The sequence below is a fragment of the Saccharothrix sp. S26 genome (assembly GCF_021390395.1).
In the GTDB taxonomy this organism is placed as follows: Bacteria; Actinomycetota; Actinomycetes; order Mycobacteriales; family Pseudonocardiaceae; genus Actinosynnema.
In genome coordinates, this window is record NZ_JAJUWT010000028.1 from 1 (window position 1) to 26,946 (window position 26,946).

Genomic DNA, 26,946 nt, shown 5'->3' on the forward strand with positions numbered 1-26,946 from the left:
GGGTTGCCCTGGGGTTGGGGGGTGGGTGGTGGGGGTAGCAATTCAGGGTTCCCACCGATGCGGGTGGTGTCGAGCGCGGGGAGGGTGGAGGCATGACGACGTTGACGAGGCCTCAGGACCGGAAAGTGATCGCGGGGGTGTGCGCGGGGCTCGCGGCCCGGTACGGGTGGAAGGCGAGCACCGTGCGGTTGGTGTTCGTGCTGTCGTGCCTGCTGCCGGGGCCGCAGTTCCTGGTCTACCTGGCGTTGTGGGTGATGATGCCGAAGCGTCCCTACTGACCGCGGGTGGCGAGGGGGCCGGTGTCGGTGAGGGCGGCGCGGACGATGTCGAGGGCTTCGTCGCTGGTCAGGCCCTGGTCTCGGGCGGTGGCGGCGTAGGAGCGGGCGGCGCGCAGGACGCGTTCGCGGCCGCGTTGGCCGGCGGCGCTGACGACGGTGCCGGCGCGGCCGCGGGTTTCGATGAGGCCGGCTTCCTCGAGTTCGCGGTAGGCGCGGGCGACGGTGTTGACGGCGAGGCCGAGGTCGGCGGCCAGGGCGCGCACGGTGGGCAGGCGGGTGCCGGCGGCGAGGTCGCGGTCGGTGATGGCGCGGGCGAACTGGGATCGGACCTGTTCGTAGGGCGGCACGGGCGAGGCGGGGTCGATGCTGATCACGCGTCGATGGTGGCAGAGGGCGCGGGTGGGTGCGGCGCGCCACGGTGGTGACGTCGGGTCGCAGGACGGCCACGGTCCGTGGCAGGGTGGTGGGCGTGGTGCGTCGCCGTCCGTTGTTGTCGACCGTGGTGTTGGCGTTGGTCACGGGCGTGGCCGGGCTGGTGGTGCTGTTCGGGCCGGACCGGCGGGTCGCGGGCACGCCGGTGCCGCATTGCGCGGCGGTGCGGTTGTTGTTCGACTCCGACGGGGAGATGCGGCGGGTGGCGGGCGAGTTGCGCGGTGACCGCAGGGTGCGGGAGGTGCGGGACGAGCGGACGCAGGCGCAGAACCACGAGCGGTTGACGGCGGCGTTGCGGGAGGCGGGCCGTGACGACCTGGCCGACGCGGCCCGGGTGGACCTGACGCCGGCGTCGGTGCAGGTGGTGGAGGCGGTGGGGGTGGACGCGGCGGAGTTGGCCGAGGAGTTGCGGCAGCAGTTCCGGGTGAACCTGGTGGATGTGTGCCGGCAGCCGCAGGACTCCGGTTAGCCCTGGTCGGGGCGGTGGGGTGCGACGACGGTGCCGCGGGCGCGGGTGACGATGACGGGCGGGTCGAGGACGTCGGCGGCGGAGGGGCCGCGGTGGGGTGCGGAGCGGCAGACGACGCGGGCTTCGAAGTCGATCTCGCGGGAGCGGGTGCCGACGCGGACGAGGGTGGCGGTGGCTTCGATGACGTCGCCGGCCTGGATGGGTGCGAGGAACTCGACGGAGGAGTAGGCGGCGAAGAGCCCTTCGTCGCCGTCGGTGCGGATGAGCAGTTCGGTGGCGACGTCGCCGAACAGGCCCAGGCCGTAGGCGCCGTCGACGAGGTCGCCGCCGTAGTGGGCGTGGGAGTGGGGCACGTAGCGGCGGTGGGTGACGGTGACGCCCTCGGTGATGCCCTCGGTGGCGCGGTGGGTGGGGCTCACGGGTTCTCCTTGCGGGTGCGGACGGCGTGGACGAGGTAGCTGGCGACGTCGCCGGGGGTGGTGCTGCGGCCGAACACGCGGTCCACGCCGAGGTCGGCGGCCATGAGCGGGTCGAAGCGGGGTCCGCCGGCGATGAGCAGCGGTCGCCGCTCCCCCATGGCCTCGCGGAACGCGGCGGACATCTCGCGGGTGTTGAGCAGGTGGGCGTCGCGTTGGGTGACGACCTGGGAGACCAGGACGGCGTCGGCTTTCTCGGCGCGGGCGCGGCGGACGAGTTCGGGCACGGACACCTGGGCGCCGAGGTTGACGACCTTGAGCTCGCGGTAGTACTCGAGGCCCTTCTCGCCGGCGAACCCCTTGATGTTGAGGATGGCGTCGATGCCGACGGTGTGGGCGTCGGTGCCGATGCAGGCGCCGACGACGACGAGTTTGCGGCGCAGCAGCCGGCGCAGCGCGGTGTTGACCTCGGCGGGCGGCAGCAGCGGGTAGTCGCGTTCGACGACGCGCACGTCGTCGAGGTCGACGATGTGGCGGACGGAGCCGTAGACGACGAAGAAGGTGAAGCCGTCGCCGATGGGGCGGGAGTGCACGACCATGGCGGGGTCGATGCCCATCTTGGTGGCGAGTTGCAGGGCGGCGCCGTCGGCTTTCGGGCCGGCGGGGACGGGCAGGGTGAACGAGGTCTGCACCATGCCGTCGCCGGTGGTGTCGCCGTAGGGGCGGACGTGGCGCTTCACGGCTGTGCCTCCAGCAGGTCCGCGGCCGGGTTGAGGTAGTCGTCGGCTTTGGCGATGACGCCGTCGGCGCCGCGGCCGCCGGTGGCGGGGCGTTTCATCAGGCCGAAGGTGCCGTCGGCGATGGCGTCGAGCAGGCCGTCGTCGACGATGCGGCCGAGCAGGTCGACGGCTTCGCCGAGGACCTGGTGCGCGCGTCGGACGATGAGGCCGTCGGGTGCGGGTCTGAAGTCCTCGCGCAGGCCGCCGGCGGCGTTGAGGACGTAGCGGACGTTGCGCAGGGCGAGGTCGCGGTCGGACAGGAACGGGGTGACGACGGCTTCGGTCATCATGCCGACGAGCAGGATGGACTGGCCGGTGAGCAGGCCGGCGAGGGTGAAGAACCCGTCGAGCAGGTAGCCGTGGAACACGTCGCCGGTCATGTGCTTGGTGGGGGGCATCCACTTCAGCGGGGCGTCGGGGAACAGTTCGCGGGCCAGCAGGGCGTGGGCGAGTTCGAGGCGGAACGACTCGGGGATCTCGGGGTTGATCTCGAAAGCGTGGCCCAGGCCCAGGAGGTGGTCGGGCAGGCCGGCTTCGTGGGCGAAGTGCGCGTTGAGCAGTTGGGAGACGGTGACGGTGTGGGCGGCGTCGACGGCGTCGGCGGTGGTGAGGTAGTTGTCCTCGCCGGTGTTGATGACGATGCCGGCGCGGGCGTGGACCTGGCGGGAGAAGCGCTGGTCGACGAAGGTGCGGACGGGGTTGATGTCGCGGAACAGGATGCCGTACATGGAGTCGTTGAGCATCATGTCGAGGCGTTGCAGGCCGGCCAGGACGGCGATCTCGGGCATGCACAGGCCGGAGGCGTAGTTGGTGAGCCGGATGTAGCGGCCGACCTCCTTGGACACCTCGTCCAGGGCGGCGCGCATGATGCGGAAGTTCTCCTGGGTGGCGTAGGTGCCGGCGAAGCCGTGGTGGGTGGCGCCTTCGGGGACGTAGTCGAGCAGGGACTGGCCGGTGGAGCGGATGACGGCGATGACGTCGGCGCCGGCGCGGGCGGCGTTGCGGGCCTGCACGACGTCCTCGTCGATGTCGCCGGTGGCGACGATGAGGTAGAGCCAGGGGCGTCGGGGCGGGTCGCCGAGCTTGGTGACGAGCTTGTCGCGGTGGGCGCGGTTGCGGTCGACGGTGCGCAGGCCGCGGGTGATCGCGGCGGTGGCGGCTTTGCGGGCGCGGTCGCGGTCGCGTCCGGTGGGCAGGGTGTAGCGGACCTGGCCGGCGGCGGTGGCCTCGGCGAGGTCGGTGAGGGTGGGCAGGTCGTGTTCGCGCAGGGCGTGGAAGACGGGCAGGGCGACGCCGTGCTCGAGGCCGCAGTGCTCGCGGACGGTGTCGACGACCCGGTTGACCCAGGGCACGTCGCCGGCGCGGTGGGTGGTGTCGGCGCCGGTGATGCCGGCCAGCCGGAGCGTGGCGCGCTCGACCGAGACCGTGGTGTGGGCCTTGGCCAGGGCCACCACCGGTTCGGCGGCCTTGGCGGCGAGTTCGCGCGCCTTGGCGACCACCTGCGGGTCGAGGTCGAGCAACGCCATCGGGTTCACTCCTGGTGCGTCGGGGTCGGATACGGGTGGGGCCGGGGTCGTGACGCTGGGGACGGCACCGGGTCGGCACCGGGTCGGGTCCGACGGTCACGTGCCTGCCGGTCAGGTGCCTGCCGGACCCCCGCGCCGGGCCGGCGCCATGACCGCGGCCGGTGTCACGGCTGTCACGGCCCGGCCTGGTCGGGTGGCCCGGGTCGTCGCGACCGCCTCCGCGGAGCCGTCGGGGAACCCGTCATCCCAGCTCACCCCGGTCGAACAGGGTGCGGCCGCGCAGGACGGTGCGCAGACAGGTCGGGGTGGGGCCGTCGAGGGCCGGGAGGGCGGGGACGCGGGAGCGGGGGTCGGTGGACCAGCGTTGGACGCGGCTGTCGGGGGCGGTGACCTCCAGGTCGCCCGCGTCCCACACGGCGTAGGTGGCGGGCGCGCCGGGTTGCAGGGTGCCGGTGAGGCCGTCGTCGACGCCGGCGGCGCGCCAGCCGCCGCGGGTGTGGGCGGTGAACGCGGCGCGCGGGGAGATGCCGTGACCGTCGGTGCGGTGGTGGACGGCGGCTTTGACCGCGGCCCACGGGTCGACGGGGGTCACGGGGGCGTCGGAGCCCAGGGCGAGGATCAGGCCGGCGGCGGCGAGGTGGGAGAACGGGTTGAGCGCGGTGCCGCGGTCGACGCCCAGGCGTTGGGCGTACATGCCGTCGGGGCCGCCCCAGGCGTGGTCGAACAGGGGTTGCACGGAGGCGACCACGCCCCAGGAGGCCAGCCGCGCGGCCTGCTCGGGGGTGATCATCTCGAGGTGTTCGAGGCGGTGGCGGCGGGCGGCCAGGGCGGGCGCGCCGACGGTCTCGGCGGCGCGGGCGAAGCCCTCGACGACGGCGGCGACGGCGGCGTCGCCGATGACGTGGAACCCGCCTTGGAGGCCGGCGCGGGTGCAGCGGACGAGGTGGTCGGCGATGGCGTCAGCGTCGAGGTAGAGCGCGCCGCGGGTGTCGGCGTCGCGGTAGGGCTCGCACAGCGCGGCGGTGCGCGAGCCGAGCGCGCCGTCGACGAACAGGTCGCCGGCCAGGCCGCGCACGGGCAGGTCTGTCGGCTCGAGGCCGCCCCAGTAGCCGACGACGTCGAGCAGGTCGGTGGCCAGCAGGTCGGCCAGGTCGTCACGGCCGGAGATGTCGGGTCCGGCGCACTCGTGCACCGAGGCGATGCCGCGGGACGCGGCGTGGCGCAGGAACGCCTGTTGGGCGGCGCGGCGCCGGTCGGCGGGGATGGCGTCCTTGGCGGCACGCCGCACGTGGTGGTGCGCCGCGCGCGACAGCGGCCCCTCGGGGTGGTGGCCGTCGGCGTCGCGGGCGTCGGGGGCCAGGTCCAGCAGCGCGGTGGACACCGCGGCGGAGTGCACGTCGATGCGCGACAGGTACACGCGCGCGCCGCGGCCGGCCTCGTCGAGTTCGGCGCGGGTCGGGGGGCGTTGTTCGGGCCAGCGGGTCTCGTCCCAGCCGTGGCCCCAGACCAGGGGGCCGTCGGCGGCGCGCACGGCGTCGAGCAGCTCGGCCAGGGAGCGGCAGCCGGTGAGGTCGAGACCGGTGAGCAGCAGCCCGGCGGAGGTGGCGTGCACGTGGGCGTCCACGAACGCGGGTGCGACGAACGCGCCGTGCAGGTCGACGACGTCGGCGTCGGGGTGCAGGGCGCGGCCGGCGGTGTCCTGGCCGAGCCACACCACGACGCCGTCGGTGACGGCCATCGCGGTGGCGTCGGGAGAGGTCGGGGAGTGGATGCGTCCCCCCACGAGCAGAGTAGTCACGCCTGCTGAGTCTGCCGGTGCTCGAACAGCGCCCGCACGGCAGGTTCGGCGCGCAGCAGGTCGAGGGCGAACGCGGCGTGACCGGGCACGTAGCCGTTGCCGACGAGCATCTCCACGTCGGCGGCGAGCCCTTCGGCGCCCAGGGCGGCGGCGGCGAAGGAGGTGGCCATGGAGAAGAACACGATGGTGCCGCCGTCGGCGGTGGCCAGGATCGCGCCGTGTTCGCAGCCGGGCACGTCCACGCACACCACGGTCACGTCCACCCGGGGGGTGACGGCGGCGGCGACGGCGAGGGGGTCGCGGGCGTCGGCGACGACGACGGTGTCGGCGAGTCCGGCGGCGCGGACGGCGGCGGCTTCGCGGTCGGTGGGCACGAGGGCGACCAGGCGGGACGCGCCGGCGCGGCGGGCGGCGGCCAGCGACAGCGACCCGGATTTGCCGCCGCCGCCCAGGACCAGCACCGACGGCGCGTGGCGGCGGCGCACGACCCGGTCGGTCAGGGCGGGCGCGCCGCACACGTCGAGCACGGACAGGGCGAGTTCGGCGGGCAGGTCGTCGGGCAGGACGGCGGCGATGGAGCGGCCGAACAGCACCGCGGTGCCCTCGCAGGGGACCTGTTCGTCGGTGCCGTCCCAGCGGGCGAGGCCGTCGGTGAGGCGCAGGGGGGTGAGGGTGAGCGAGACCAGGGTGGCGACGCGGTCGCCGACGCGCAGGCCGAGGGGTGAGCGGGGGCCGACCTCGCGGACGACGCCGAGCAGCATGCCGCCCGATCCGGTGACGGGGTTCTGCATCTTGCCGCGGGCGGCGACGATGTCCAGCACGGCCTGGCGGACGCCGTCGACGCCGTGCTGTTCGCGCAGCTGGCGGTAGGAGGCGGCGTCGAGGTTGAGGCGGGTGACGTCGACGAGGACCTCGTCGGGTCCGCACACGGGGGTGGCGTCGAGCCGGTGGGCCTGCTGCGGCAGCACCCCGGCGGGGTCGAGGACGCGGTGCGCACCGTACGGCGACGTCATGGAAATCCTTCGGTCGACAGGGCAGGGACGCGGATATCTTCACGTGAACGGCCAGGATTCCGCAAGGGACTCCCTGGGGAGGGTCGTAGACGTGAAGGTGCCCGACCCGGAGGGACATCCGGGTCGGGCACCTCCGGCGAGCCCGGTCAGGCGTCGCGGCGCACCCGCAGCACCACCGTGACCACCAGCGCCACGGCCAGCAGCCCGTAGGCGACCGCCGCGAACGGACTCGTCACCAACGCCACCGGATCACCCTGCCCGATCTGCAGCGTCCGGCGGACCTGCTCCTCCGCCATCGGCCCGAGGATCAACCCCACCACCAGCGGCGCCACCGGATAGCCACGACGACGCATGAACAACCCCGCCACACCGATCACCAACAACACCACCAGGTCGTCCACCACGAAGTTCACCGCGTAGGTGCCCAACGCGGCGAACAGCAGGATCCCCGCGTACAGGTAGGGCCGCGGGATCTGCAGCACCTTCACCCAGATCCGCACCAACGGCAGGTTCAGCACCAGCAGCATCACGTTGCCGATGTACAGCGACGCGATCAACGCCCACACCAGCGCCGAGTCGTCGGTGAACAACAGCGGACCCGGCTGGATGCCGTAGCTCTGGAACCCGGCCACGATCACCGCCGCCGTCGCCGTCGTCGGCAACCCCAACGTCAGCAACGGCACCAGCACCCCGGCCGCGGCCGCGTTGTTGGCCGCCTCCGGACCGGCCACCCCCTCGATCGCCCCGCGCCCGAACTCCTCCGGCCGCTTCGCCAACTTCTTCTCCACCGCGTACGACAGGAACGTCGACACGTCCGCCCCACCGGCCGGGATCGTCCCGATCGGGAACCCGATCGCGGTGCCGCGCAGCCACGGCTTCCACGACCGCCGCCAGAACTCCCCGGTCATCCACCTCCCGCCGACCGGCACCACCTCCACCGGCCCGTGCCGCAGCCGCGCCGCCACGTACAACGCCTCCCCGACCGCGAACACCCCCACCGCCACCACGACCACGTCGATCCCGTCGGACAACGTCGGCACACCCAGCGTGAACCGCTGCTGCCCGGTCAACGTGTCGGTGCCCACCAGCCCGAGGAACAACCCCAGCGCCAACGACGCCAACCCCCGCGCCGGCGACGCCCCCAGCAACGCCGCCACCGTCGTGAACGCCACCACCATCAACGCCACGTAGTCCGCCGGGCCCAGCGTCACCGCCAGCTCCGCGATCGACGGGGCCAACGCGGTCAACAGGACCGTCGCGATCGTGCCCGCCACGAACGACCCGATCGCCGCCGTCGCCAGCGCCGCCGCGCCGCGCCCGGCACGCGCCATCCGGTTGCCCTCCAGCGCCGTCACCACCGACGACGACTCGCCGGGCGTGTTGAGCAGGATCGACGTGGTCGACCCGCCGTACATGCCGCCGTAGTAGATCCCCGCGAAGATGATCAACGCGGCGGTGGGTTCCAGCGAGTACGTCAACGGCAGCAGCAACGCCACCGTCATCGCCGGGCCGATGCCCGGCAGCACCCCGACCGCGGTGCCCAGGGTGACGCCCAACAGGGCGTAGAGCAGGTACTCGGGCTGCGCGGCGGTCGCGAAACCCTCCAACAACGCACCGAGGCTACCCATCGAGCAACGGCACCCCCTCCAGCACGCCCGCCGGCAGCGACAGGCCCAGCCCCGAGGCGAACAGCACCTGCACCACCAGCGCCAACACCACCGCGACACCCAGCGCCTTCCACCACACCGCGCCCAACGACCACGCCGCGCCGAAGAACAACGCCACCGCCGCCACCGGCCACCCGGCCACGTCGATCAGCACCAAGTGCGCCACCAGCACCGCGACCAGCTTCGCCACCGTCACCCAGTCGGTGCGCACGGCGGGGTCCACGTCCTCCGCGTCCTCGGCCGACCCCAACCGGCCACGCGCGGTCGCCACCACCGCCGCCACCCCCGTCACGACCAGCAGCACCCCCACCGCATAGGGGAACGCCCGCGGACCGACCGCCCCCATCGACCCCCGCGCCGCGATCGAGGTCGCGTCCACCAGCGTGAACACGCCCAACCCGACCACCAGCGCACCGAAGACGTACTCCTCCGCCCGCGCCGACCGCGACACCACCCGCGGCCCGGACCCCTCCGGGGACGTCACTTGACCAGGCCGATCTCCTGCAGCACCGGCTTGATCCGGCCGATCTCCACGGTCAGGAACGTCGAGAAGTCGTGCCCGGTCAAGAACGTGTCCGTCCAGCCCTTCTTGCGCAGCTCCTCCTGCCACTGCGGGCTCGCGTGCATGTCCGTGACCAGCTTCACCAACCGGTCCTTCGCCGCCACCGAGATCGACCCCGGCGCCACCACCCCACGCCAGTTGATCAGCTCCACCCCCGTGCCCAACTCCTTGAACGTCGGAGCCTTCACCTCCGGGTGCTCCTTGGGGCCCGACGTGCCCAACGCCCGCAACTTGCCCGCCTTGATCTGCTCCAGGTACTCCCCCACCCCCGAGATCCCCGCGTCGACCTTCCCGCCCAGCAACGCCGCCAACGACTCACCCCCACCGGAGTAGGGCACGTAGTTCAGCTTCGCCGGATCGATCTTCATCGCCTGCAGCAGCATCCCCGCCAGGACGTGGTCCGTGCCACCCGCCGAACCACCCGTGATCGTCACACCCTGACCCTTGGCGTCCACCGCCGCCAACAACTCCTCGATCGTCCGGTACGGCGAATCGGCCGGCACCACCACCACCTCGTCCTCGGCGGTCAACCGCGCGATCGGCGTGGTGTCCTCCAACCGCTTGTCCACCCCGTTGGTCTCCACCGCGCCCACCATCACCAACCCGGTCACCATCAGGTAGCTCTCCGACCGCTCGGTGGCCAACTTCTGCAACCCCACCGTCCCGCCCGCGCCACCCACGTTGCTCACCTGCACCGAATCGGCCAACCCGGCACCGTCGATCGCCGCCTGCATCGCCCGCGCCGTCTGATCCCACCCACCACCCGGATCCGCCGGGGCCATGATCTCCAACCGGCCCACGTCACCGCCCGCCGCGCCCCCACCGCCCCCGCACCCCACGAGCACCAGGCCCGCGGCCGCCACGGCCACGAGAAGTCGGCTGTGCTGTCCTGCCATCACGATCCTCCACGGTCCACCACCCCGCGGCGCCGTCACCGCGGTGGGCCGGAACGCTAAGAGCCCACCCACCACACCCGGGGGCAACGGTCGTAAGGGCCGTATTGGTCGTTTAGGTCGTGGCCCCGCTCACACCCCGTGGACCAGAATGCTCAGCCATGCGCCGCCGTTCGGTCCCCCTCGGTGTCACCCTGCTCGTCCTGCAGGTCGCCATCGTGCTCACCACCACCTGCACGGCCGGCCTCCTCGCCGCCAAACTCCAAAGCGACCGCATCCGCGAGGCCTACAAAGACCGCATGCTCTCCGTCGCCGAAAGCGTCGCCCGCCTCCCCACCGTCGTCGACGCCTTCGACACCCCCGACCCCGCCACCACCATCCAGCCCCTGGCCGAACTGCTCCGCAAAGCCTCCGGCGTCACCTACGTCGTCGTCACCGACCGCACCGGCGTCCGCTACGCCCACCCCGACCCCGACCGCATCGGCGAACCCGTCTCCACCGACCCCAGCACCGCCCTGTCCGGCAACGTCTTCGTCGGCACCGAAACCGGCACCCTCGGCACCAGCCTGCGCGCCAAAGTCCCCATCCGCTCCACCACCGGCCACATCATCGGCATGGCCTCCGTCGGCATCCTCGAAAGCCAACTCGCCGCCGACCTCGCCGAAGACCTCCCCGAACTCATCGGCTGGCTCGCCGCCGCCGCCCTCGTCGGCGTCCTCGGCGCCACCCTCGTCACCCGCATGGTCCGCAAACGCACCTTCCGCCTCGAACCCGACGAGATCGCCCACCTCCTCGAAACCCGCCACGCCATGCTCCACGGCATCCGCGAAGGCGTCGTCGCCGTCGACGACCACGAAAACTTCGTCCTCGTCAACGACGAAGCCCTCCGCCTCCTCGGCCTCACCGACGACCCCACCGGACAACCCGCCGCCACCATCCTCGAACACGGCGGCCTGCTCGACCTCGCCCGCACCCACGACGACATCGCCGACCGCCTCGTCCTGGCCGGCGAACGCGTCCTGGTCGCCAACCGCACGACCGCCAAAACCCACGGCCGACCCGTCGGCGTCGTCCTCACCCTCCGCGACCGCACCGAACTCCACGACGCCCTGCGCGAACTCGACGGCCAACGCACCGTCACCGAAGCCCTCCGCGCCCAAGCCCACGAATTCACCAACCACCTGCACGTCATCAGCGGCCTCGTCGAACTCGACCGACGCCACGACGCCGTCGCCTACATCGAACGCGTCGGCGGCACCGGCTCCGTCACCTCCGACATCATCGGCGGCGCCATGACCGACCCCAACCTCGCCGCACTCCTGCTCGCCAAGTCCTCCACCGCCCACGAACGCGGCGTCACCCTCCGCCTGCACCCCGCCACCACCCTCGACACCCGCACCGGCGACGACGCCCTCACCGTCCTGGGCAACCTCGTCGACAACGCCGTCGACGCCGTCGACCCCGGCGGCACCGTCCGCGTCCTCGTCCGCTCCGACCCCACCGGCGTCCGCGTCGTCGTCGACGACGACGGACCCGGCATCCACCACGCCGACCACACCCGCGTCTTCACCCTCGGCGTCAGCACCAAAGCACCCCGAGGCGCACACGGACGCGGCATCGGACTCGCCCTCGTCTCCCGCGTCGTCACCCGCCGCGGCGGCCGGGTCCACCTCACCGACTCCGACCTCGGCGGCGCCTCCTTCGACGTCTGGCTCCCGGAGGCCACCCGATGACCACCCACCCCGTCCGCACCCTCGTCGTCGACGACGACTTCGCCGTCGCCGCCGTCCACCGCGGCTTCCTCGACGCACTCCCCGACTTCACCGTCGTCGGCGAAGCACACGGCGGCGGCGAAGCCCTCCGCGCCGTCGACTCACTGCACCCCGACCTCGTCCTGCTCGACCTCCACCTCCCCGACATCCCCGGACTCGACGTCCTCGCCCGACTCCGCGCCCGCCCCGGCCCACCCGTCGACGTCATCGCCGTCACCGCCGCCCGCGAACGCGACACCGTCCGCCAAGCCATGTCCCGCGGCGTCGACCACTACCTCGTCAAACCCTTCACCCGCACCGCCTTCCTCGACCGCATGCGCGAATACCTCGCCCGCCGCACCGAGGTCCAACGCCTCGGCCCCTGGCTCGACCAGGACGAAGTCGACCAACTACTCCAACACCGACCCCGCACCGCCCTGCCCAAAGGCCTCAGCCCCGTCACCCTCAAACTCGTCCTCGACACCCTCCGCACCACCAGCGACGACCTCTCCGCCCAAGAAGTCGCCACCCGCGCCGGACTCTCCCGCGTCAGCGCACGCCGCTACCTCGAACACCTCGTCACCACCGGCAAAGCCGAAGTCCAACCCCGCTACGGCATGGCCAACCGACCCGCCCACGGCTACCGGCTCACCTTACGCAACCACCGACACCCGTACGGACCCAACTCCACCACCGCCGTCCCGTCCTTGCGCGGCTCCACCGTGCCGTCCACCAACAGATCCGTCAGCACACCCTCCACCTTCGGCACCTCCACCGACACGTCCTCACCCGCGAAGTTGTGCACCGCGATCACCACCCCACCGTCGATCTCACACCGGTGCGCCAACACCGACGGCACCTCCGTGTCGATCGCCGAGAACGCCCCCCACGCCAACTCCGGACACTCCCGATACCGCTCCACCAACAACCGCACCCACGCCAACAACGAACCCGGCTCACGACGCTGCTCGTCCACCGCGTCCCACCACATCGGCGTCCGCACCGCCAACCGACCCTCCAACGACAAGTCCTCGGTCATCCCGACCTCCTCGCCGTAGAACAACACCGGCGTACCCGGCAACGAGAACAACAGGCTGTACACCATCTTGATCCGCCCCAGGTCCCCACCCAGCATCGACGGCAACCGCCGCCGCAACCCCCGCCCGTACAGCTGCATGTCCTCGTCCGGACCGAACGCCGCGAACACCTCCTGCCGCTCCGGCACGGTCAACTTGTCCAACGTCAACTCGTCGTGATTGCGCACGAACGTCGCCCAATGACAATCACGCGGAGGAACCGGACGCTCCTTCAACGCATGCGTCAACGGACTCGCGTCCTGCCGCGCCAACGACAAGTACATCTGCTGCATCCCGATGAAGTCGAAACACATGTGCAGCTCGTCACCCACACCGTCCGACTTCCCGAAGAACGCCATCGCATCGGTGTACGGCAGGTTCACCTCACCCAACAGGATCGCCTCACCGTTGCGCCGCGACAAGAACGCCCGCAGATCCGCCAGGTAGTCGTGCGGATCCGGCAACGCGTCGATCGGCGCCTCCAACAGGAACGGCACCGCGTCCACCCGGAACCCCGACAACCCCAACTCCATCCAGAACCCCATCACCCGCGCGATCTCGTCCCGCACCGCCGGGTTCGCCACGTTCAGATCAGGCTGGTGCCGGTAGAACCGGTGCAGGTAGTACCGCTTCGCCTTCCGGTCATAAGTCCACAGCGACTTCTCCTTGTCCGGGAACACCACCCCCTCCGCCGCATCCGCCGGCGGCTCGTCCCGCCACACGTACCAGTCGTGGAACGGACTCTCCCGATCCCGCGCCGCCTGGAACCACGGGTGCTGATCCGACGTGTGGTTCACCACCAGGTCCGCGATCACCCGCATACCCCGGTCCCGCGCCGTCCGCACGAACTCCACGAAATCACCCAACGTCCCCAACCGCGGATCGACGCTGTAGAAATCCGTGATGTCATAACCGTCATCCCGATCCGGCGTCGGGAAGAACGGCATCAACCACAAACACGTCACACCCATCTTGTGCAAGTGGTCGATCTTGTCGATCAACCCCCGGAAATCACCGAACCCATCACCATCCGAATCGTGGAACGTCTCCACGTCCAAGCAGTACACCACCGCGTTCTTCCACCACAGGTCCGCCGTCCTGGTCAACTTCACGACCGCACCTCCGGCAGCACGCGCTCACCGAACACATCCAGGAACCGCTCCTGCTCCTGCCCCACGTGGTGCAGGTACACCTCCTCGAACCCCAACTCCACGTACTCCCGGATCACCTTCGCGTGCACACCCGGGTCCGACGACACGTTCACCACCTCGGACACCCGCTCCACCGACACGTCCTCCGACACCACGTCGAAGTGCTCCGCCGTGTCCAAGTCCCAGCAGACCGGCGGCGGGAACACATTGCTGCGCCACTGCTCGTGCGCGATCGACCGCGCCTCGTCCTCCGACTCCGCCCAACTCAAATGCACCTGCAAGTGCAACTTCCCCCGACCACCCGCATCCCGATACGCACCCACGATCCGCTCCAACCGCCCCCGCGGAGCGTTCACCGTGATCAACCCGTCCGCCCACTCCGCACACCACCGCGCCGTCGCCTCGCTCACCGCCGCCCCGACCAACAGCGGAGGCACCTCCGGCCTCGTCCACAACCGCGCCCGGTCCACCGTCACCAGACCGTCGTGACTGACCTCCTCACCCGCCAACAACGCCCGGATCACGTCCACGCACTCGCGCAACCGCGCGTTGCGCACCTCCTTGCGCGGCCAACCCCCACCCGTGATGTGCTCGTTGCTCGCCTCACCACTGCCCAACGCCGCCCAGAACCGACCCGGGTACATCGCACCCAACGTCCCGATCGCCTGCGCGACGATCGCCGGGTGATACCGCTGACCAGGCGCGTTCACCACCCCGAACGGCAGACCCGTCGCCTCCAACGCCGCACCCAACCACGACCACGCGAACGCGCTCTGCCCCTGCCGAGCACTCCACGGCGAGAAGTGGTCCGAACTCATCGCGGCGTCGAAGCCCACCTCCTCCGCCCGCCGCACCGCCGCCAACAACGCGGACGGATGAACCTGCTCATGCGAAGCGTGCACACCGATGACGGTCATGCCGCTTCACGTACCCAGGTGATCCCCCCGCGACACGCCCCACCAGCCGATCACGGCAACTCGCGCCGCTGCACCGACTCCGGCCGCACGTCCACCACATCACCATCGACCACAGCACCGTCCACCACACCGTCGACCACCACCCGACCCGCCATCGGGTGCTGCCCGTACCGCAGGTTCAACACCAACGCCCGCTCCCGCTCCTCCGCACGCCGCGCCATCCGCCTGCTCACCAACCGCCGCGTCGGCGGGAACAACAGCAACAACCCCACCACGTCACTGAGGAACCCCGGCACCACGATCAAGAACCCCGCCGCCGCGATCAACACCCCGTCCGCGACCTCCTGGTGCGGCGCACGCCGCGTCCGCATCGCCTCCGAGAACGCCGCCACCGTCCGAGCGCCCTCACGGCGGATCAACACCGACCCCACCACCCCGCCCAGCACCAGCAGACCCAGGGTCGGCAACAGACCCCACGCCCCGAACGCCGCCACCAGAGCGGTGACCTCCACGGCCAGACCGACGAGCAGTACCGCGAACACACGCATACCACCCCAACGAACGACCAACCCCAAACGCTCCCCGCCGAAATATTTACGCCCAACCGGCCATCTGGCAGCATATCTTCACGCCACTCGACCGACAGGGAGCATGGATGACTGCGCTGCACGAGGTCACCCCCACGCAGCACAGGGCTGACCTCCAGCCCTACACCTACGTGCGCCGAGAACTCGTCGAACCCGACTGGCGACGCTTCCCCGGCTGGCGCCACGTCACCCACACCCAGTGGCGCGACGCCCAATGGCAACGCGCCAACTGCGTCAAGAACCCCAAACAGCTGCGCACCCTCATGGGCGACCTGCTCACCGACCGGTTCTACGACGACCTCGCCGCCGACCACCAGCAGTCGGCCACCATGTCCATGCTCGTGCCACCCCAGATGCTCAACACCATGGCACCGAACGCCCCACTCGACCCCGAGGCGTTCACCGAAGCCCTCTACGCCGACCCCGTCCGCCGCTACATGATCCCCGTCCGATCAGACCGCGACCCGGACTGGCCCAGCCACCCCCACTCCAGCCGCGACTCCCTCCACGAAGCCGAGATGTGGGTCGTCGAAGGCCTCACCCACCGCTACCCCACCAAAGTCCTCGCCGAACTCGTCCCCACCTGCCCCCAGTACTGCGGCCACTGCACCCGCATGGACCTCGTCGGCAACTCCACCCCCCAGGTCCAGAAGCACAAGCTCGCGCTCAAACCCGTCGACCGCCAAGACCAGATGATCGACTACCTCAAGCGCACACCCGGCGTCCGCGACGTCGTCGTCTCCGGCGGCGACGTCGCCAACGTCCCCTGGCCCCAACTCGAGTCGTTCCTCATGCGACTGCTCGACATCGACACCGTCCGCGACGTCCGCCTCGCCACCAAAGCCCTCGCCGGACTGCCCCAGCACTGGCTGCAACCCAAGGTCGTCGAAGGACTCGAACGCGTCGCCCGCACCGCCGGCCGCCGCGGCGTCAACCTCGCCATCCACACCCACGTCAACCACGTGCAGTCCGTGACACCGCTCGTCGCCGAAGCCGCCCGCACCGCCCTCGAAGTCGGCGTCCGCGACGTCCGCAACCAAGGCGTGCTCATGAAGGGCGTCAACGCCACCCCGGACGACCTGCTCGACCTGTGCTTCGCCCTCCAAGGCGAAGCCAACATCCTCCCGTACTACTTCTACATGTGCGACATGATCCCCAACGCCGAGCACTGGCGCGTCGCCGTCTGGGAGGCGCAGGAGCTCCAGCACGCGATCATGGGCTACCTCCCCGGCTACGCCACCCCGCGCATCGTCTGCGACGTCCCCTACGTCGGCAAGCGCTGGGTCCACCAGCTCCACGAGTACGACCGCGAGCTCGGCATCTCCTACTGGACCAAGAACTACCGCACCGGCATCGAGCTGGACGACCCCGAAGCCCTCGACCGCCGCTACCCCTACTACGACCCGATCTCCACCCTCGGCGACACCGGCCGCCGCTGGTGGTCCGAACAAGCCTGAACCAGCGAGGAGCCCCCGGCTGCCATGCACTGCCGGGGGCTCCTCGCTGTTTTTTGGCTCTGGTGTTCAGCTGACCCGTCGAGGTTGGTTGATTTTGGTCAACACTGAAGATATCGAGAAGTTCGAACTACGAAGCAGCTGCGGAGCGCAGCGCCGTCGCCAGGTCCTCGACCTGGCGATCACCGGCGACGAGGCCCCGGCCGCGAGGGGCGGTCCGCGGGTTCGTGCAGCCCGACACCAGCTCGACCGGGTAGCAGTTGTCGGGCCGGTTCCCCAGCACGTAGGAGCCGTTGTTCGACACCACCTGCGCGTCCAGGGTGTAGATGCCGCCACCGTTGGGTTCGAGGGGGAAGTACCCCGCCCCCGGGCGACCCGCGGAGTTCTCGGCGACCTTGCTGCCGTCGAGGGTCAGGGTGTCGTAGAAGACACCGATCCCCCCACCGTTGCCGCCACTGCCCGCCCAGCCCGTGAAACCGCCGGGCCCCGGGACGCCGGCGTCGCCGCCCCTGCCCGCCCGGTTGCCCTTGACCAGGGACGACACGATGACCGGGCGCAGCGGACGGCCCTCGTCCGCGGACAGGAACACCCCCGCGCCCAGGCCGCCGCCACCACCGTCCCCGCCTCGGCCGCCCTCTCCCCCGCCCGAGCCGCCCGCCGTGCCGTCGGCGGTGACGTTGCCGGAGATCGTGCTCCCGACGATCCGCACCACCGCGCCGGCGATGCTCTCGACCCCGCCGCCGTACCCGCCCGAACCGCCGCGGCCGCCCTGCGACGCACCCGTGCCGTTGCCGCCCCGGCCACCGGCACCGGTGCTGTTTCCGCTGATCACGCTGTCGGTGATGGTGATCGCCCCGACGGTGGGCAGGTAGGAGGAGATCGCGCCGCCGAACCCGCCGAGCCCACCGCTGCCCGCCGCCGTCGTGGCCGTGGCGTCGGCGCCGGGAGCGCCCGCGCCCGCGCTGTTGCCGGTGAGCACGCTGTCGGTGATCGTCAGCGGGCCGAAGTTCTTGATGCCGCCACCGCCGCCACCGGGCCTGCCCTCCCCCGACGGGTAGGTGCCGACGCCGTCCGGCGCGTGCCCGCCGGCGAGGGTGATCCGGTCGAGGGTCAGGTCGCCCCAGTTGTTGATGAGCCGGAACCGGGGCGCGTCCGGGGCACGGCGGATGGTGGCGCCGTTGCCGTGGACGGTGAGCTTGCCCCTGATGGTCGGCAACCCCTCCTCCCCCGCGTCGACGGCCGGTCTGGTGAGCGTGTAGACGCAGTTCGGCGTCAGCGTCAAGGTGTCTTCGCCCGGCGAGGCGGTGGCCGCGGCCACCGCCTCCACCAACGCGACGGGGTCGCAGGGCACGGTGACGTCGACGGCGTGCGCCGGCGAAGCGGGCAGGATGACCGCCCCCATGGTGGCGAGCACCGTGGCCGCGGGGACGACCGACAACCTGCCGGGCTTCTTGCGCTGCTGCATGAAGAGCCTTTCGAACGCGGAAAAGGTGTATGCGGTAACGGTCTGTGCGGTTGTCACGGACCGAAACCGCATGATCACCACCTCATCACACTCGGCTCGCCGGAGAAGGCGTTTTAGTCAACACTGAAGCTATAGAGCCAGTCATGACAGGACTTGCGGGGCACCGCGCCCGTCGTTGGCGGGCTTGTTGATCTCCGCCCACAATGGCGGCCATGCGCAAGCCGAAGGTGTTCGTCGCGGGGCCCGTGTCGTGGAACCGGCTGGTCATGGTGGACCGGTTGCCGCAACCCCGGCCGCACACCGCGTTCGCGACCGGCCACCGGGAGGTCGTCGGCGGCACGTCGGCGGGCAAGGCGTTGAACCTCGCCTCGCTCGGGGCGGACGTCACGCTGCGGACCGTCGTCGGCGACGACGACGCCGGACGGGCCGTGCTCGACGTGCTGCACCGGGCCGGGGTCGAGGTGATCGCCGAGGTGGTCGACACCGCCACCGAGCAGCACCTCAACCTGATGGACCCGAACGGCGGACGCGTGTCGATCTACCTCGAACTCCCCCGGCTGCACCGGGCCGAGCACGACGAGCGCGCGCTGGCCGCGCTGGCGTCGGCCGACGCCGCGGTGATCGACCTCGCCGACCACGCCCGCCCCCTGCTGGCGGCCGCCCGTGCCGCCGGCGTGCCCGTGTGGTGCGACCTGCACGACTACGACGGCGTCGCCGAGTTCCACCGCGACTTCCTCGAAGCGGCCGACCACGTGTTCCTCAACGACGACGCCTTCGAGACCGGTGACCGGACCGCGTTGACCACGTTCCTCCACTCCCTGGACAAGCACGCCGTGGCCACCCTCGGGGCCGACGGCGCGCTGGCCGTGGTCGACGGTGCCGTCCACCGCGTGCCCGCCGAGCCGGTCGAGGAGATCGTGGACACCAACGGCGCGGGTGACGCCTTCTTCTCCGGCTACCTGGTGGCGCACCTCGCGGGCGCGGACGTGGACTCCGCGATGACCGCCGGTGCCCGGCAGGCGGCCCTCTGCCTCGGTTCAGCGGGCTTGGCGCCGCAACTGTGACCGTCAAGGTCTTGCTGAAAGTGTTTGCAAGGTCTTTCCTTCCTGTGCGCGTGCCGCGAGGGAGGGGACCGACATGGACGGCGTGACCGCCCGGTTGAGCGACATCGCCGCGCAGGCCGGGGTCAGCGAGGCCACGGTCAGCCGGGTCTTCAACGGCAAGTCCGGGGTGTCCACCGCCACCCGCCAGGCGGTGGTGGCCGCGATGGACCTGCTCGGCTACGAACGACCACCCCGCCTGCGGCAGCGCAGCGCCGGGCTCATCGGGCTGATCACCCCCGAGCTGGGCAACCCGATCTTCCCCGCGCTCGCGCAGGTCGTGGAGCAGGTGCTGACCAGCGCGGGATACACCCCGTTGCTGTGCACGCAGACACCGGGCGGGTCCACCGAGGACCAGCTGACCGAGATGCTGGTGGACCGGGGCGTGGCCGGGATCGTGTTCGTCTCCGGCCTGCACGCCGACTCCACCGCCGACATGGGCCGCTACACCAAGCTCGCCGGGCGCGGCATCCCGTTCGTCATGATCAACGGCTACACCGAGAAGGTGTCCGCGCCGTTCATGTCGACCGACGACCGCGCGGCCATGCGGCTGGCCGTGTCGCACTTGGTGGAGCTGGGGCACGAACGCATCGGCCTGGCCGTCGGGCCGCGCCGGTTCGTGCCGGTGCTGCGCAAGATCGAGGGGTTCGTGCAGCACATGCGCACCGCCCTGCCCTACACCGCCGAGCAGGCCGAAGCGCTGGTGCAGCACTCGCTGTTCACCGTGGAGGGCGGGCAGTCCGCGGCGGCGGCACTGCTGGACAAGGGGTGCACGGCCATCGTGTGCGGCAGCGACCTGATGGCGTTCGGCGCGATCCGGGCGGCCCGGCAGCGCGGGTTGAGCGTGCCCCAGGACGTGTCCGTGGTCGGGTTCGACGACTCGCCGCTGATCGTGTTCGCCGACCCGCCGCTGACCACGCTGCGCCAGCCCGTCGAGGCGATGGGCCAGGCCGCGGTCAACGCGCTGCTGGAGGAGATCGGCGGCACGCCCGCGCCGCACGCCGAGTTCGTGTTCCTGCCCGAGCTGGTCGTGCGCGGCTCGACGGGCGCGGGGCCGAGGTGACCGCCGGTCGGGCCCGGGCGTTGCGGATGCGGGCGCAACGCCTGACCACCCCCGCGCTCACGCTGGCCGAACTGCTGCACGACGTGCTGGCCGTGCAGGCGCAGGACGTCACCGCCGCCGGTCTCGCCGTGCGCGCCCGCACCACCGGCCTCTCCCCCGCCGACCTGCGCGCCGCGCTGGACGCCGGCGACGTGGTGCGGACCTGCGCGATGCGCGGCGCCGTGCACCTGCTGCGCCGGGAGGACGTCGGCTGGCTCGTGGGGCTGCTCGGCCCGGTGAACGCCGCCCGGTCCCGGCGCCGGCGGCTGGAGCTCGGGCTCACCGACGAGGTGTGCGACCGCGCCGTGGACGCGCTGCGCGAAGTGCTGACCGAACCGCTGACCAGGCCGCAGGTCGTCGCCCGGCTCGCCGACGTCGGCGTGGCCCTCGACCCGGCCACCCCCGCGCCCGCCTACCTGCTGGCCCACGCCGCCAACCTGGGCGTGGTCGTCGCGGGCGAGTCGACCTACCGCCTGCTCCCCCGCACCGACGACGAGCCGCGCGGCGTGCCCGAGCTGGTCCGGCGCTACCTGCGCGCCTACGGCCCGGCGACGGTCGAGGACTTCACCGCGTGGAGCGGCCTGCCGGAGGCTCAGGTGCGCGCCGCGTTCCCGTTCGACGACCTGGTGGAGGGCAAGCACGGCTGGCAGCTGCCCACCACCGACGCCGCCGACCTGGACGGCACGGTCCGCCTCCTCGGCCCGTTCGACACGTTCCTGCTCGGCTACGCCGACCGCTCCCTGCTGCTGGACCCGCCGCACGCGCCGCTGGTCCGGACCGCCGGTCCGCACGTCGTGGTGGACGGCCACGTGCGCGGCACGTGGCGTCGCCGGGACGGCCGGGTGGTCGTGGAGCAGTTCGGCCACATCCCGGTGTCCGAGCTCGACGTCGAGGTGGAGTCGGTCCTGGCCTGGCGTTGAGCGCGACGCGATCGGTCAGGAGCAGGTCAGCTGGGTCTCTAGTACCGAGCAGGCGCGCGCGTTGCGGTCACTGCTGGTCCGGAACGGGCGGCCGTTGTCGGTGATGGGCAGGACCCCGGTCTGGCCCTGCGAGGCCCAGTGCAAGCCGACCACCCAGTCTCAGTCGCAGCCCTCCGTGCTCGCCTTGATGACGAAGGTCTCGGCGTCCGTGAGCGACACGGTGTAGGGGAACTTGATCGGCTTGCGCTCCCAGTCGGGGGTGAACGGGTACACCTCGTCGAGCCGGTCCGCCGTCGCTACGACCGGGTCGCGGTCGAGGTCCACCGACAGCCAGCGCACCGCACCCTCGCCACCGCACTGCCGGGACAACGCCGTGCCGCGGATCGGCTCACGTCGGGCGACCACCCTCACCTCCAGGTTCATCAGCACGACCTCCGCGTCCGTGCGTCCTTGGACGGTGATCACCACTTGTCCGGGACTGGCCGCCGCGCCGCCTTCGTTCACCTCGTCCCAGTCGGACCAGCCACCGGACGACTTGATCTCCTCCGGGACCGGCAGGCTGATCTGCTCCGGTGCCTTCGGCGTGATCCACGGCCACCCGCAGGTCGGCGTGAGCTTCCGGACGGCGTGCGTGAACGGCAGGGGGCTGGACGGGGGCGGTGACGGCGGGGAGCCTTCCGGCACCGCCCCACCCGTCGCCGGACCGACCAGGCGATGCGCGAGCAGACCGCCGACCCCGGCCATGACCACGACCGCGGCGACTACCAGGACCAGGCCGACCGCCGGGGGGTTGTGGTGCACGACTTGGCGCAGGGTGTGCACGGCGACGTTGCCCGTCCCGTGCGCGGACACGCTCGCACTCCGGGCATCGTCCCCTGGACCGCGGGCGGGCTCGGTGGCGATGAGCGCCACGAATCCGGAGCCGACGGTCAAGGCCAGGACGGCCGACCAAGCGAGCAGGCTGGTCTTCCAGTCGGTGGCGAGGTTGATCGCAATGCCCAGGCCCGCCGTGACGCCTGAGGTCACGAACGCCTGGACCCGTTGGCGGCGTTCCACCCTCGTCGTCCGCATCGTCGACCTCTCCCGCGCGTCGACACCGCCCTCACTGCTCAAGCCCTTCGCCCTGGACATCGCCGCGGTTCCGGGGCCCGTGTCACTCAGTCACCCGGAAGAGTGAGGGCCGGCGGACGCGGTCGTCGGGTTCTCGGCGGAGTTGCCTGGCGTGGCCCAGGTCGACCCGGCCAGGCCCAAGGCCACGAGTAAGGCGGTCAGTCGTCGTCGCATCAGTCACGCTCCATTGCGCAAGACCGTGCAATTGTTTGCAGGCTAGACCCGGGGCTGCGCAGGTGTAAACGGCGTGACGAGGGGCGACGCGAGGCGATCTTTGCAAGGATTTGCACGCTGCTCCGGCCGTGCGTCGCTTCGTGGATCTCACGGTCCGCGCACGGGCGGATGTCGTACGGTGTCCGGATGACCGAGCGGGCAGCGGGAGGCGGTGTGGTGCCGCGGGCGCTGAGTTCGTTCGTCGGCCGCAAGGATCTGCTGGCCGAGCTGCGCCGGCGGATCGGCGTCGCGCCGCTGATCACGCTGACCGGCGTGGGCGGCGGCGGCAAGACCCGGCTGGCGTTGGAGCTCGCGGCCCAGGTGCACCGCGCGTACGACGACGGCGTGCGGGTGGTCGAGCTGGCGTCCGCGCGCGGCGGCGACCCGGAGTTGTTGGCGCAGGTGGTGTTGAGCGCCGTGGGCGTGCCCGACCAGGCCACCACGACGCCGTTGGAGACGTTGGTCGACTACCTGCGGCCCCGGCAGGTGCTGCTGGTGCTGGACAACTGCGAGCACCTGGTCGAGCCGGTCGCGCAGTTGGTGCGCGCGGTGCTCGGCGCCGCGCCCGGTGTGCGGGTGCTGGCCACCAGCCGGGCGCGGCTGCGGGTGCCCGGCGAGGTGCTGGTCATGGTGCCGCCGCTGGACGTCCCCGCCGAGGACGCGCCGATGGACCTCGACTACGAGTCCGTGGCGCTGCTGGTGGACCGGGCCGAGGCGAGCGTGCCGGGTTGGCGGGTGACGCCGGAGAACTGGCCGCACGTGGTGCGCGTGCTGCGGCGTGTGTCGGGCATCCCGCTGGCGATCGAGCAGGCCGTGGTGCGGATGCGGTCCATGCCGGTGGCGCTGCTGGCCGACCGGCTCGACGACGTGATGCGCGTGCTGACCGCCAACGACACCACCGCGGTCGAGCACCACCAGACGATGGCCGCGCTCATCGACTGGAGCCACGCCCACTGCACCCCGGCCGAACGCGTGCTGTGGGCACGCCTGTCGGTGTTCGAGGGCGGCTTCGACCTCACCGCCGCCGAGGACGTGTGCGCGGGCGACGGCCTGCCCTCCGACGAGGTCGCGGACGCCCTGGCCGGTCTGCTGGACAAGTCGATCGCCCTGCCTTCCGCCGACCGCAGCCGCTACCACCTGCTGGAGCCGTTGCGCCAGCACGGCGCGGCCCGCCTGCGCGCCGCCGGCGAGCAGCACGTGCGCCAACGGCACCAGGACCACTTCCGCCGCGAGGCCGCCCGCCTCGCCGAGTCCTTCGCCGGCCACAACGAGGCCGCGCTGCTCGCCGCCGTCGACGCGGACATGGCCAACCACCGGGTCGTGCTCAACGACCTGATCCGCGACCCCGCCACCGCCCACGCGGGCCTGCAGATGAGCGTCGACCTGGCCCGCACCCGCTGGTACACCTACGCCGGCCGATTACCGGAGGAACGCCTGTGGCTGGGTCGCGCCCTGGCCGCCACCCCGCCGACCGCGGACCCGTTGCGGGCCAGCGCCATCGCCCTCGACGCCTGGATCGCGCTGTGCCTGGGCGTGGAACGGGAGCTGGTCGCCCGGCGGGTGGACGAGGCCGACGCCATGGCCCGCGAGGTCGGCGGCCCGGTGCCCGCCGTGACCTTCGTGCGGGGCGCGTACGCCGTGCTGGCACTGGGCGCGATCGAAGGCGTGGAACTGCTCCGCCAAGCCCACGAGGAGTTCGGCGCGCTGGGCCCGGCATTCGCCGTCGACCACCACCTCGCCCACATCCTGCTCACCGTGTCCCTGGTCCTGCTGGGCTCCCGCGACCAAGCCGAACCCGCCGCCGAGGAGTTCTACGCCGAGTGCGAACGCCTCGGTGCCCAGTGGGGCATCAGCTGGGCCCACTGGTGCCGCGGCGTCGTGCAAACCCGCTGGGGCGACCCGGTGGGCGCACTGGACGTCCTCATGGAGGGCCTGCGGGTCCAACGGGAGATCCGCGACAAGTGGGGCCCACTCTGGTCCATCGAAGCCCTGGGCTGGGCCCACTCCCGCGCCGGCGACGGCTCCGCCGCCGCCCGCATGCTCGGCCTGGCCCACGGCCTGCACCGGGTGACCGGCGTCCGGGTCGACGGCCTGGTCCCGTTCGCCTGGGTCACCGCCCAGGCGGTGGCCCGGGCGAAGGCGGTGCTGGGCGACGACGAGTACGCACGCGCCTACGCCAGCCCGGCGGAGTCCGTCGAGCAGGCGCTGGCCGTCGTCCTGGACGAGGTCCCGACCCCCGAGCCGGACCGCCGCCCGGGCGGCCTGACCCCGGCCGAGTGGAACGTGGCCAAGCTGGTGGGCGACGGCCTGTCCAACCCCGAGGTCGCCACGAGGCTGGTCATCTCCCCCGCCACCGTCCACACCCACCTGACCCGCATCTACCGCAAGCTTGACATCACCAACCGCCACCAACTGATCACCCTGCTCGCCAGCATGGCCGACTGACCCACCCCGTCCCGATTCCGATTTCCCTCCCGATTGCCCTACCCGCCACCTCTCCCACTGCCCTGCCCACGCCTCCTCGCCGCCGGGCCGGCCGTTTCATCCGGCTAACGTGAGAAATGCGATTCAGGTTGTCAAAGGTTGCACGATTCCCCCTCCCGAGTGACACCCACATCGGACCCGCCACCCCACCGCAAAGGCCCGATTTGACATGGGTTCGGGTGCTTTAGGCTGGTCGAAGCCGGACAGGCTTGGCGGGCGCTTTATCCGCCATGCCTGCCCGGCTTTGGCCTGCCTGGAGCACCCGTACGGGCCCCATGTCAAATCGAGCCGGACCCAACCCCCGACTACACCCAACCCATCCCTCACAACCTCACCCCTCCAACATCACACCCACCGCCGCGAACGTGTTCGTCACCACCTTGTCCCCGCGCTGCAACTCCCCCGCCTCCACCGCCAACCGCGCCCCCGGCGCGCGCTCCCGCAAAGCCAGCAACGCCGCCCGCGCCTCGATCCGCGCCAAGTGGTGCCCCAAGCAGTAATGCACCCCGTGCCCGAATGTCGCGTGCCCCAACGCCGCGTTGCCACCCACCGGCACCCGCCACGGGTCGAACACGCCCGCCGTCGGCCCGTGCACCTCCGGGTCACGCCCGGCCGTCCCGAGCCCGATCATCACGACCGCTCCCGCCGGGATGGCCCCTTCCGACACCTCGATGTCCTCCTTCGCCCGGTAGTGCGGTGTCACGCGCACCGGCGGGTCCCAGCGGGCGGTTTCCTCCACCGCCGCACCCACCGTCTCCTCGTCCAGCGCTTCCCACGCACCCGGTGTGGACAGCAGCGCCACGGCAGCGTTCCCGATCAACCCGGTCGTCGTCTCGTGCCCCGCGACCACCAGCAGGATCGCCGTGGTGAGCAGCTCCTCCGGGCTCAACCGCTCCCCGTCGACCCGCGCCCGCACCAACCCGCTGAGCAACGCGTCGTCCGGTTGGTCCCGCTTGTACTCGATCAGCCCGGCCAGGTAGCCGACCATCGCGTCCGACGCGGGCACCACGAGTTCCGGCCGTTCGGTCATCATCGCCGTCGTCCAGCGGTGCAGTTGGTGACGGTCTTCGGCGGGCACGCCGAGCAGGTCGCAGATCACCGCCAACGGCAGCGGGAAGGCCAGGCCGTCGATCAGGTCGGCGTCGTCCGGCAGGGCGGCGACCAGTTCCCGCGCGGTCTTCTCCACCGCCTCTTTCAGCGCGTTGACGCGGCGCGGGGTGAACGCCTGTGACACGAGCGCGCGCAGTTTGCGGTGGTGCGGCGGGTCGGTGTTGAGCATGGACGGGCCGATGACGCGCGACAGGTCGGTCGGCCGTCCCTTGCGCGCCAACTGGTCCTGCATCGCGGCGCGCAGCCCGGCCGCGTCCTTGGCCAGCCGGTCGTCGGCGAGCAGGGCGCGGGTCGCCGCCAACCCCATGGTGGTGACGAGGACTTCGAGGCCGTTGGGCAGTTCGGCGTGGTGGACGGGGCCGAGGCGGGCCAGCGCGTCCTCGTGGGCGTGGTGTTGCCAGCCGCGCAGGGGGCCGCCGACGAGGGCCTGTCGGTCCGGGGCGAACTCGGCGGCGAGCGGCACGTGGTCTCCTCGTGGTGTGGGCTGGTGCGATCGGGTGGTGCGGCGTCCACCTTCGTGTGAACGTCGCACGCCGCGCATCCACCGCTCTCCGTAATCCGGGTGACGACGTACGGAGATCGGCGTACGCGGTGACGTCACCGTGGATACGGAGGTGTGTACGGAGGTTTGCCGATGCGGGGTCGCGCGCGGGTGCGGGACGCTGGCGGTGTC

23 protein-coding genes and 1 pseudogene are annotated in these 26,946 nt (G+C 71.6%); 9 read left to right on the forward strand and 15 right to left on the reverse strand.

The window, feature by feature from the left end; translation table 11 throughout:
• The first annotated feature begins 92 nt into the window (after positions 1-92).
• Entirely contained in the window at positions 93-278 is a 186-nt protein-coding gene (locus LZG04_RS35875; protein WP_233825604.1) for a PspC domain-containing protein, read from the forward strand.
• On the opposite strand, the gene LZG04_RS35880 is transcribed toward LZG04_RS35875, so the two are convergent.
• Positions 272-652, reverse strand: coding sequence for a GntR family transcriptional regulator (locus tag LZG04_RS35880; RefSeq protein ID WP_233825606.1), 381 nt, complete (start codon positions 650-652; stop codon positions 272-274). The genes LZG04_RS35875 and LZG04_RS35880 overlap by 7 nt on opposite strands.
• A 95-nt stretch (positions 653-747) precedes the next feature.
• Between LZG04_RS35880 and LZG04_RS35885 the strand changes: the two genes are divergently transcribed.
• Positions 748-1,179, forward strand: coding sequence for a hypothetical protein (locus LZG04_RS35885; protein ID WP_233825608.1), 432 nt, complete (start codon positions 748-750; stop codon positions 1,177-1,179).
• On the opposite strand, the gene LZG04_RS35890 is transcribed toward LZG04_RS35885, so the two are convergent.
• The 8 genes from LZG04_RS35890 to LZG04_RS35925 all read right to left on the reverse strand — a co-directional run bounded on the left by LZG04_RS35890 (position 1,176) and on the right by LZG04_RS35925 (position 9,836).
• Complete coding sequence (locus tag LZG04_RS35890; protein WP_233825610.1) at positions 1,176-1,598, reverse strand: hotdog domain-containing protein; 423 nt, start codon at positions 1,596-1,598, stop codon at positions 1,176-1,178. The two genes, LZG04_RS35885 and LZG04_RS35890, sit on opposite strands and share 4 nt — an antisense overlap.
• Complete coding sequence (locus LZG04_RS35895) at positions 1,595-2,335, reverse strand: OAM dimerization domain-containing protein (protein ID WP_233825613.1); 741 nt, start codon at positions 2,333-2,335, stop codon at positions 1,595-1,597. The genes LZG04_RS35890 and LZG04_RS35895 overlap by 4 nt, the downstream gene beginning before the upstream one ends.
• Positions 2,332-3,900: a lysine 5,6-aminomutase subunit alpha gene (locus tag LZG04_RS35900; protein ID WP_233825615.1), complete on the reverse strand. Its 1,569-nt coding sequence runs from the start codon at positions 3,898-3,900 to the stop codon at positions 2,332-2,334. Before LZG04_RS35900 ends, LZG04_RS35895 begins: the two co-directional genes overlap by 4 nt.
• A 241-nt stretch (positions 3,901-4,141) precedes the next feature.
• A complete protein-coding gene (locus LZG04_RS35905; protein ID WP_233825894.1) occupies positions 4,142-5,638 on the reverse strand; it encodes an amidohydrolase in 1,497 nt (498 codons plus the stop codon).
• A gap of 56 nt (positions 5,639-5,694) precedes the next feature.
• Positions 5,695-6,711: an L-erythro-3,5-diaminohexanoate dehydrogenase gene (locus LZG04_RS35910; protein WP_233825617.1), complete on the reverse strand. Its 1,017-nt coding sequence runs from the start codon at positions 6,709-6,711 to the stop codon at positions 5,695-5,697.
• Between the two features lie 146 nt (positions 6,712-6,857).
• Positions 6,858-8,339 (reverse strand): tripartite tricarboxylate transporter permease, encoded by a 1,482-nt coding sequence (locus LZG04_RS35915; protein ID WP_233825619.1) that lies wholly within the window; start codon positions 8,337-8,339, stop codon positions 6,858-6,860.
• Complete coding sequence (locus LZG04_RS35920; RefSeq protein WP_233825621.1) at positions 8,332-8,862, reverse strand: tripartite tricarboxylate transporter TctB family protein; 531 nt, start codon at positions 8,860-8,862, stop codon at positions 8,332-8,334. The genes LZG04_RS35915 and LZG04_RS35920 overlap by 8 nt, the downstream gene beginning before the upstream one ends.
• Entirely contained in the window at positions 8,859-9,836 is a 978-nt protein-coding gene (locus tag LZG04_RS35925) for a tripartite tricarboxylate transporter substrate binding protein (RefSeq protein ID WP_233825623.1), read from the reverse strand. The genes LZG04_RS35920 and LZG04_RS35925 overlap by 4 nt, the downstream gene beginning before the upstream one ends.
• Before the next feature lie 119 nt (positions 9,837-9,955).
• Between LZG04_RS35925 and LZG04_RS35930 the strand changes: the two genes are divergently transcribed.
• Entirely contained in the window at positions 9,956-11,566 is a 1,611-nt protein-coding gene (locus LZG04_RS35930; protein WP_233825625.1) for a sensor histidine kinase, read from the forward strand.
• Positions 11,563-12,123 (forward strand): annotated as a pseudogene (locus LZG04_RS35935) (response regulator); the annotation flags it as partial. The gene LZG04_RS35930 and the pseudogene LZG04_RS35935, both read left to right, overlap by 4 nt.
• Before the next feature lie 101 nt (positions 12,124-12,224).
• On the opposite strand, the gene LZG04_RS35940 reads toward LZG04_RS35935, so the two are convergent.
• The 3 genes from LZG04_RS35940 to LZG04_RS35950 all read right to left on the reverse strand — a co-directional run bounded on the left by LZG04_RS35940 (position 12,225) and on the right by LZG04_RS35950 (position 15,276).
• The gene (locus tag LZG04_RS35940; RefSeq protein WP_233825627.1) at positions 12,225-13,772 is read right to left on the reverse strand and encodes an alpha-amylase family protein; all 1,548 of its coding nucleotides are present in this window, start codon (positions 13,770-13,772) and stop codon (positions 12,225-12,227) included.
• On the reverse strand, positions 13,769-14,713 hold the full coding sequence (locus LZG04_RS35945) for a TIGR03885 family FMN-dependent LLM class oxidoreductase (RefSeq protein ID WP_233825629.1): 945 nt from the start codon (positions 14,711-14,713) through the stop codon (positions 13,769-13,771). Before LZG04_RS35945 ends, LZG04_RS35940 begins: the two co-directional genes overlap by 4 nt.
• Before the next feature lie 65 nt (positions 14,714-14,778).
• Positions 14,779-15,276, reverse strand: a complete 498-nt coding sequence (locus LZG04_RS35950) for an FxsA family protein (RefSeq protein WP_233825631.1) — start codon at positions 15,274-15,276, stop codon at positions 14,779-14,781.
• A 107-nt stretch (positions 15,277-15,383) separates the two neighbouring features.
• Between LZG04_RS35950 and LZG04_RS35955 the strand changes: the two genes are divergently transcribed.
• A complete protein-coding gene (locus tag LZG04_RS35955) occupies positions 15,384-16,772 on the forward strand; it encodes a KamA family radical SAM protein (RefSeq protein WP_233825633.1) in 1,389 nt (462 codons plus the stop codon).
• 127 nt (positions 16,773-16,899) lie between these two features.
• Here the strand turns inward: LZG04_RS35955 and LZG04_RS35960 are convergent, their stop codons facing one another.
• Positions 16,900-18,234 carry a hypothetical protein gene (locus LZG04_RS35960; protein WP_233825635.1) on the reverse strand — a complete coding sequence of 445 codons (1,335 nt, stop codon included), beginning with the start codon at positions 18,232-18,234 and terminating at the stop codon, positions 16,900-16,902.
• Positions 18,235-18,446: 212 nt separating this feature from the next.
• On the opposite strand from LZG04_RS35960, the gene LZG04_RS35965 reads away from it, so the two are divergent.
• The 3 genes from LZG04_RS35965 to LZG04_RS35975 all read left to right on the forward strand — a co-directional run bounded on the left by LZG04_RS35965 (position 18,447) and on the right by LZG04_RS35975 (position 21,356).
• Positions 18,447-19,298 (forward strand): carbohydrate kinase family protein, encoded by an 852-nt coding sequence (locus tag LZG04_RS35965; protein WP_233825637.1) that lies wholly within the window; start codon positions 18,447-18,449, stop codon positions 19,296-19,298.
• A gap of 73 nt (positions 19,299-19,371) precedes the next feature.
• The gene (locus LZG04_RS35970) at positions 19,372-20,397 is read left to right on the forward strand and encodes a LacI family DNA-binding transcriptional regulator (protein WP_233825639.1); all 1,026 of its coding nucleotides are present in this window, start codon (positions 19,372-19,374) and stop codon (positions 20,395-20,397) included.
• Entirely contained in the window at positions 20,394-21,356 is a 963-nt protein-coding gene (locus LZG04_RS35975; RefSeq protein ID WP_233825641.1) for a winged helix DNA-binding domain-containing protein, read from the forward strand. The genes LZG04_RS35970 and LZG04_RS35975 overlap by 4 nt, the downstream gene beginning before the upstream one ends.
• A gap of 159 nt (positions 21,357-21,515) precedes the next feature.
• On the opposite strand, the gene LZG04_RS35980 is transcribed toward LZG04_RS35975, so the two are convergent.
• Complete coding sequence (locus LZG04_RS35980; RefSeq protein WP_233825643.1) at positions 21,516-22,427, reverse strand: hypothetical protein; 912 nt, start codon at positions 22,425-22,427, stop codon at positions 21,516-21,518.
• A 399-nt stretch (positions 22,428-22,826) separates the two neighbouring features.
• Here LZG04_RS35980 and LZG04_RS35985 point away from each other — a divergent pair, with 399 nt between their 5' ends.
• The gene (locus tag LZG04_RS35985) at positions 22,827-25,124 is read left to right on the forward strand and encodes a LuxR C-terminal-related transcriptional regulator (protein ID WP_233825645.1); all 2,298 of its coding nucleotides are present in this window, start codon (positions 22,827-22,829) and stop codon (positions 25,122-25,124) included.
• 370 nt (positions 25,125-25,494) lie between these two features.
• Here the strand turns inward: LZG04_RS35985 and LZG04_RS42815 are convergent, their stop codons facing one another.
• The gene (locus LZG04_RS42815; RefSeq protein ID WP_233825647.1) at positions 25,495-26,736 is read right to left on the reverse strand and encodes a cytochrome P450; all 1,242 of its coding nucleotides are present in this window, start codon (positions 26,734-26,736) and stop codon (positions 25,495-25,497) included.
• Positions 26,737-26,946: the final 210 nt, after the last annotated feature.

Coding starts and splice junctions, on each gene's coding strand:
- LZG04_RS35980 (WP_233825643.1), bottom strand. CDS start 22,427: ATGCGGACGACGAGGGTGGAACGCCGCCAACGGGTCCAGGCGTTCGTG.
- LZG04_RS35875 (WP_233825604.1), top strand. CDS start 93: ATGACGACGTTGACGAGGCCTCAGGACCGGAAAGTGATCGCGGGGGTG.
- LZG04_RS35925 (WP_233825623.1), bottom strand. CDS start 9,836: ATGGCAGGACAGCACAGCCGACTTCTCGTGGCCGTGGCGGCCGCGGGC.
- LZG04_RS35955 (WP_233825633.1), top strand. CDS start 15,384: ATGACTGCGCTGCACGAGGTCACCCCCACGCAGCACAGGGCTGACCTC.
- LZG04_RS35970 (WP_233825639.1), top strand. CDS start 19,372: ATGGACGGCGTGACCGCCCGGTTGAGCGACATCGCCGCGCAGGCCGGG.
- LZG04_RS35965 (WP_233825637.1), top strand. CDS start 18,447: ATGCGCAAGCCGAAGGTGTTCGTCGCGGGGCCCGTGTCGTGGAACCGG.
- LZG04_RS35960 (WP_233825635.1), bottom strand. CDS start 18,234: ATGCAGCAGCGCAAGAAGCCCGGCAGGTTGTCGGTCGTCCCCGCGGCC.
- LZG04_RS35910 (WP_233825617.1), bottom strand. CDS start 6,711: ATGACGTCGCCGTACGGTGCGCACCGCGTCCTCGACCCCGCCGGGGTG.
- LZG04_RS35905 (WP_233825894.1), bottom strand. CDS start 5,638: ATGGCCGTCACCGACGGCGTCGTGGTGTGGCTCGGCCAGGACACCGCC.
- LZG04_RS35915 (WP_233825619.1), bottom strand. CDS start 8,339: ATGGGTAGCCTCGGTGCGTTGTTGGAGGGTTTCGCGACCGCCGCGCAG.
- LZG04_RS35900 (WP_233825615.1), bottom strand. CDS start 3,900: ATGGCGTTGCTCGACCTCGACCCGCAGGTGGTCGCCAAGGCGCGCGAA.
- LZG04_RS35950 (WP_233825631.1), bottom strand. CDS start 15,276: ATGCGTGTGTTCGCGGTACTGCTCGTCGGTCTGGCCGTGGAGGTCACC.
- LZG04_RS35985 (WP_233825645.1), top strand. CDS start 22,827: ATGACCGAGCGGGCAGCGGGAGGCGGTGTGGTGCCGCGGGCGCTGAGT.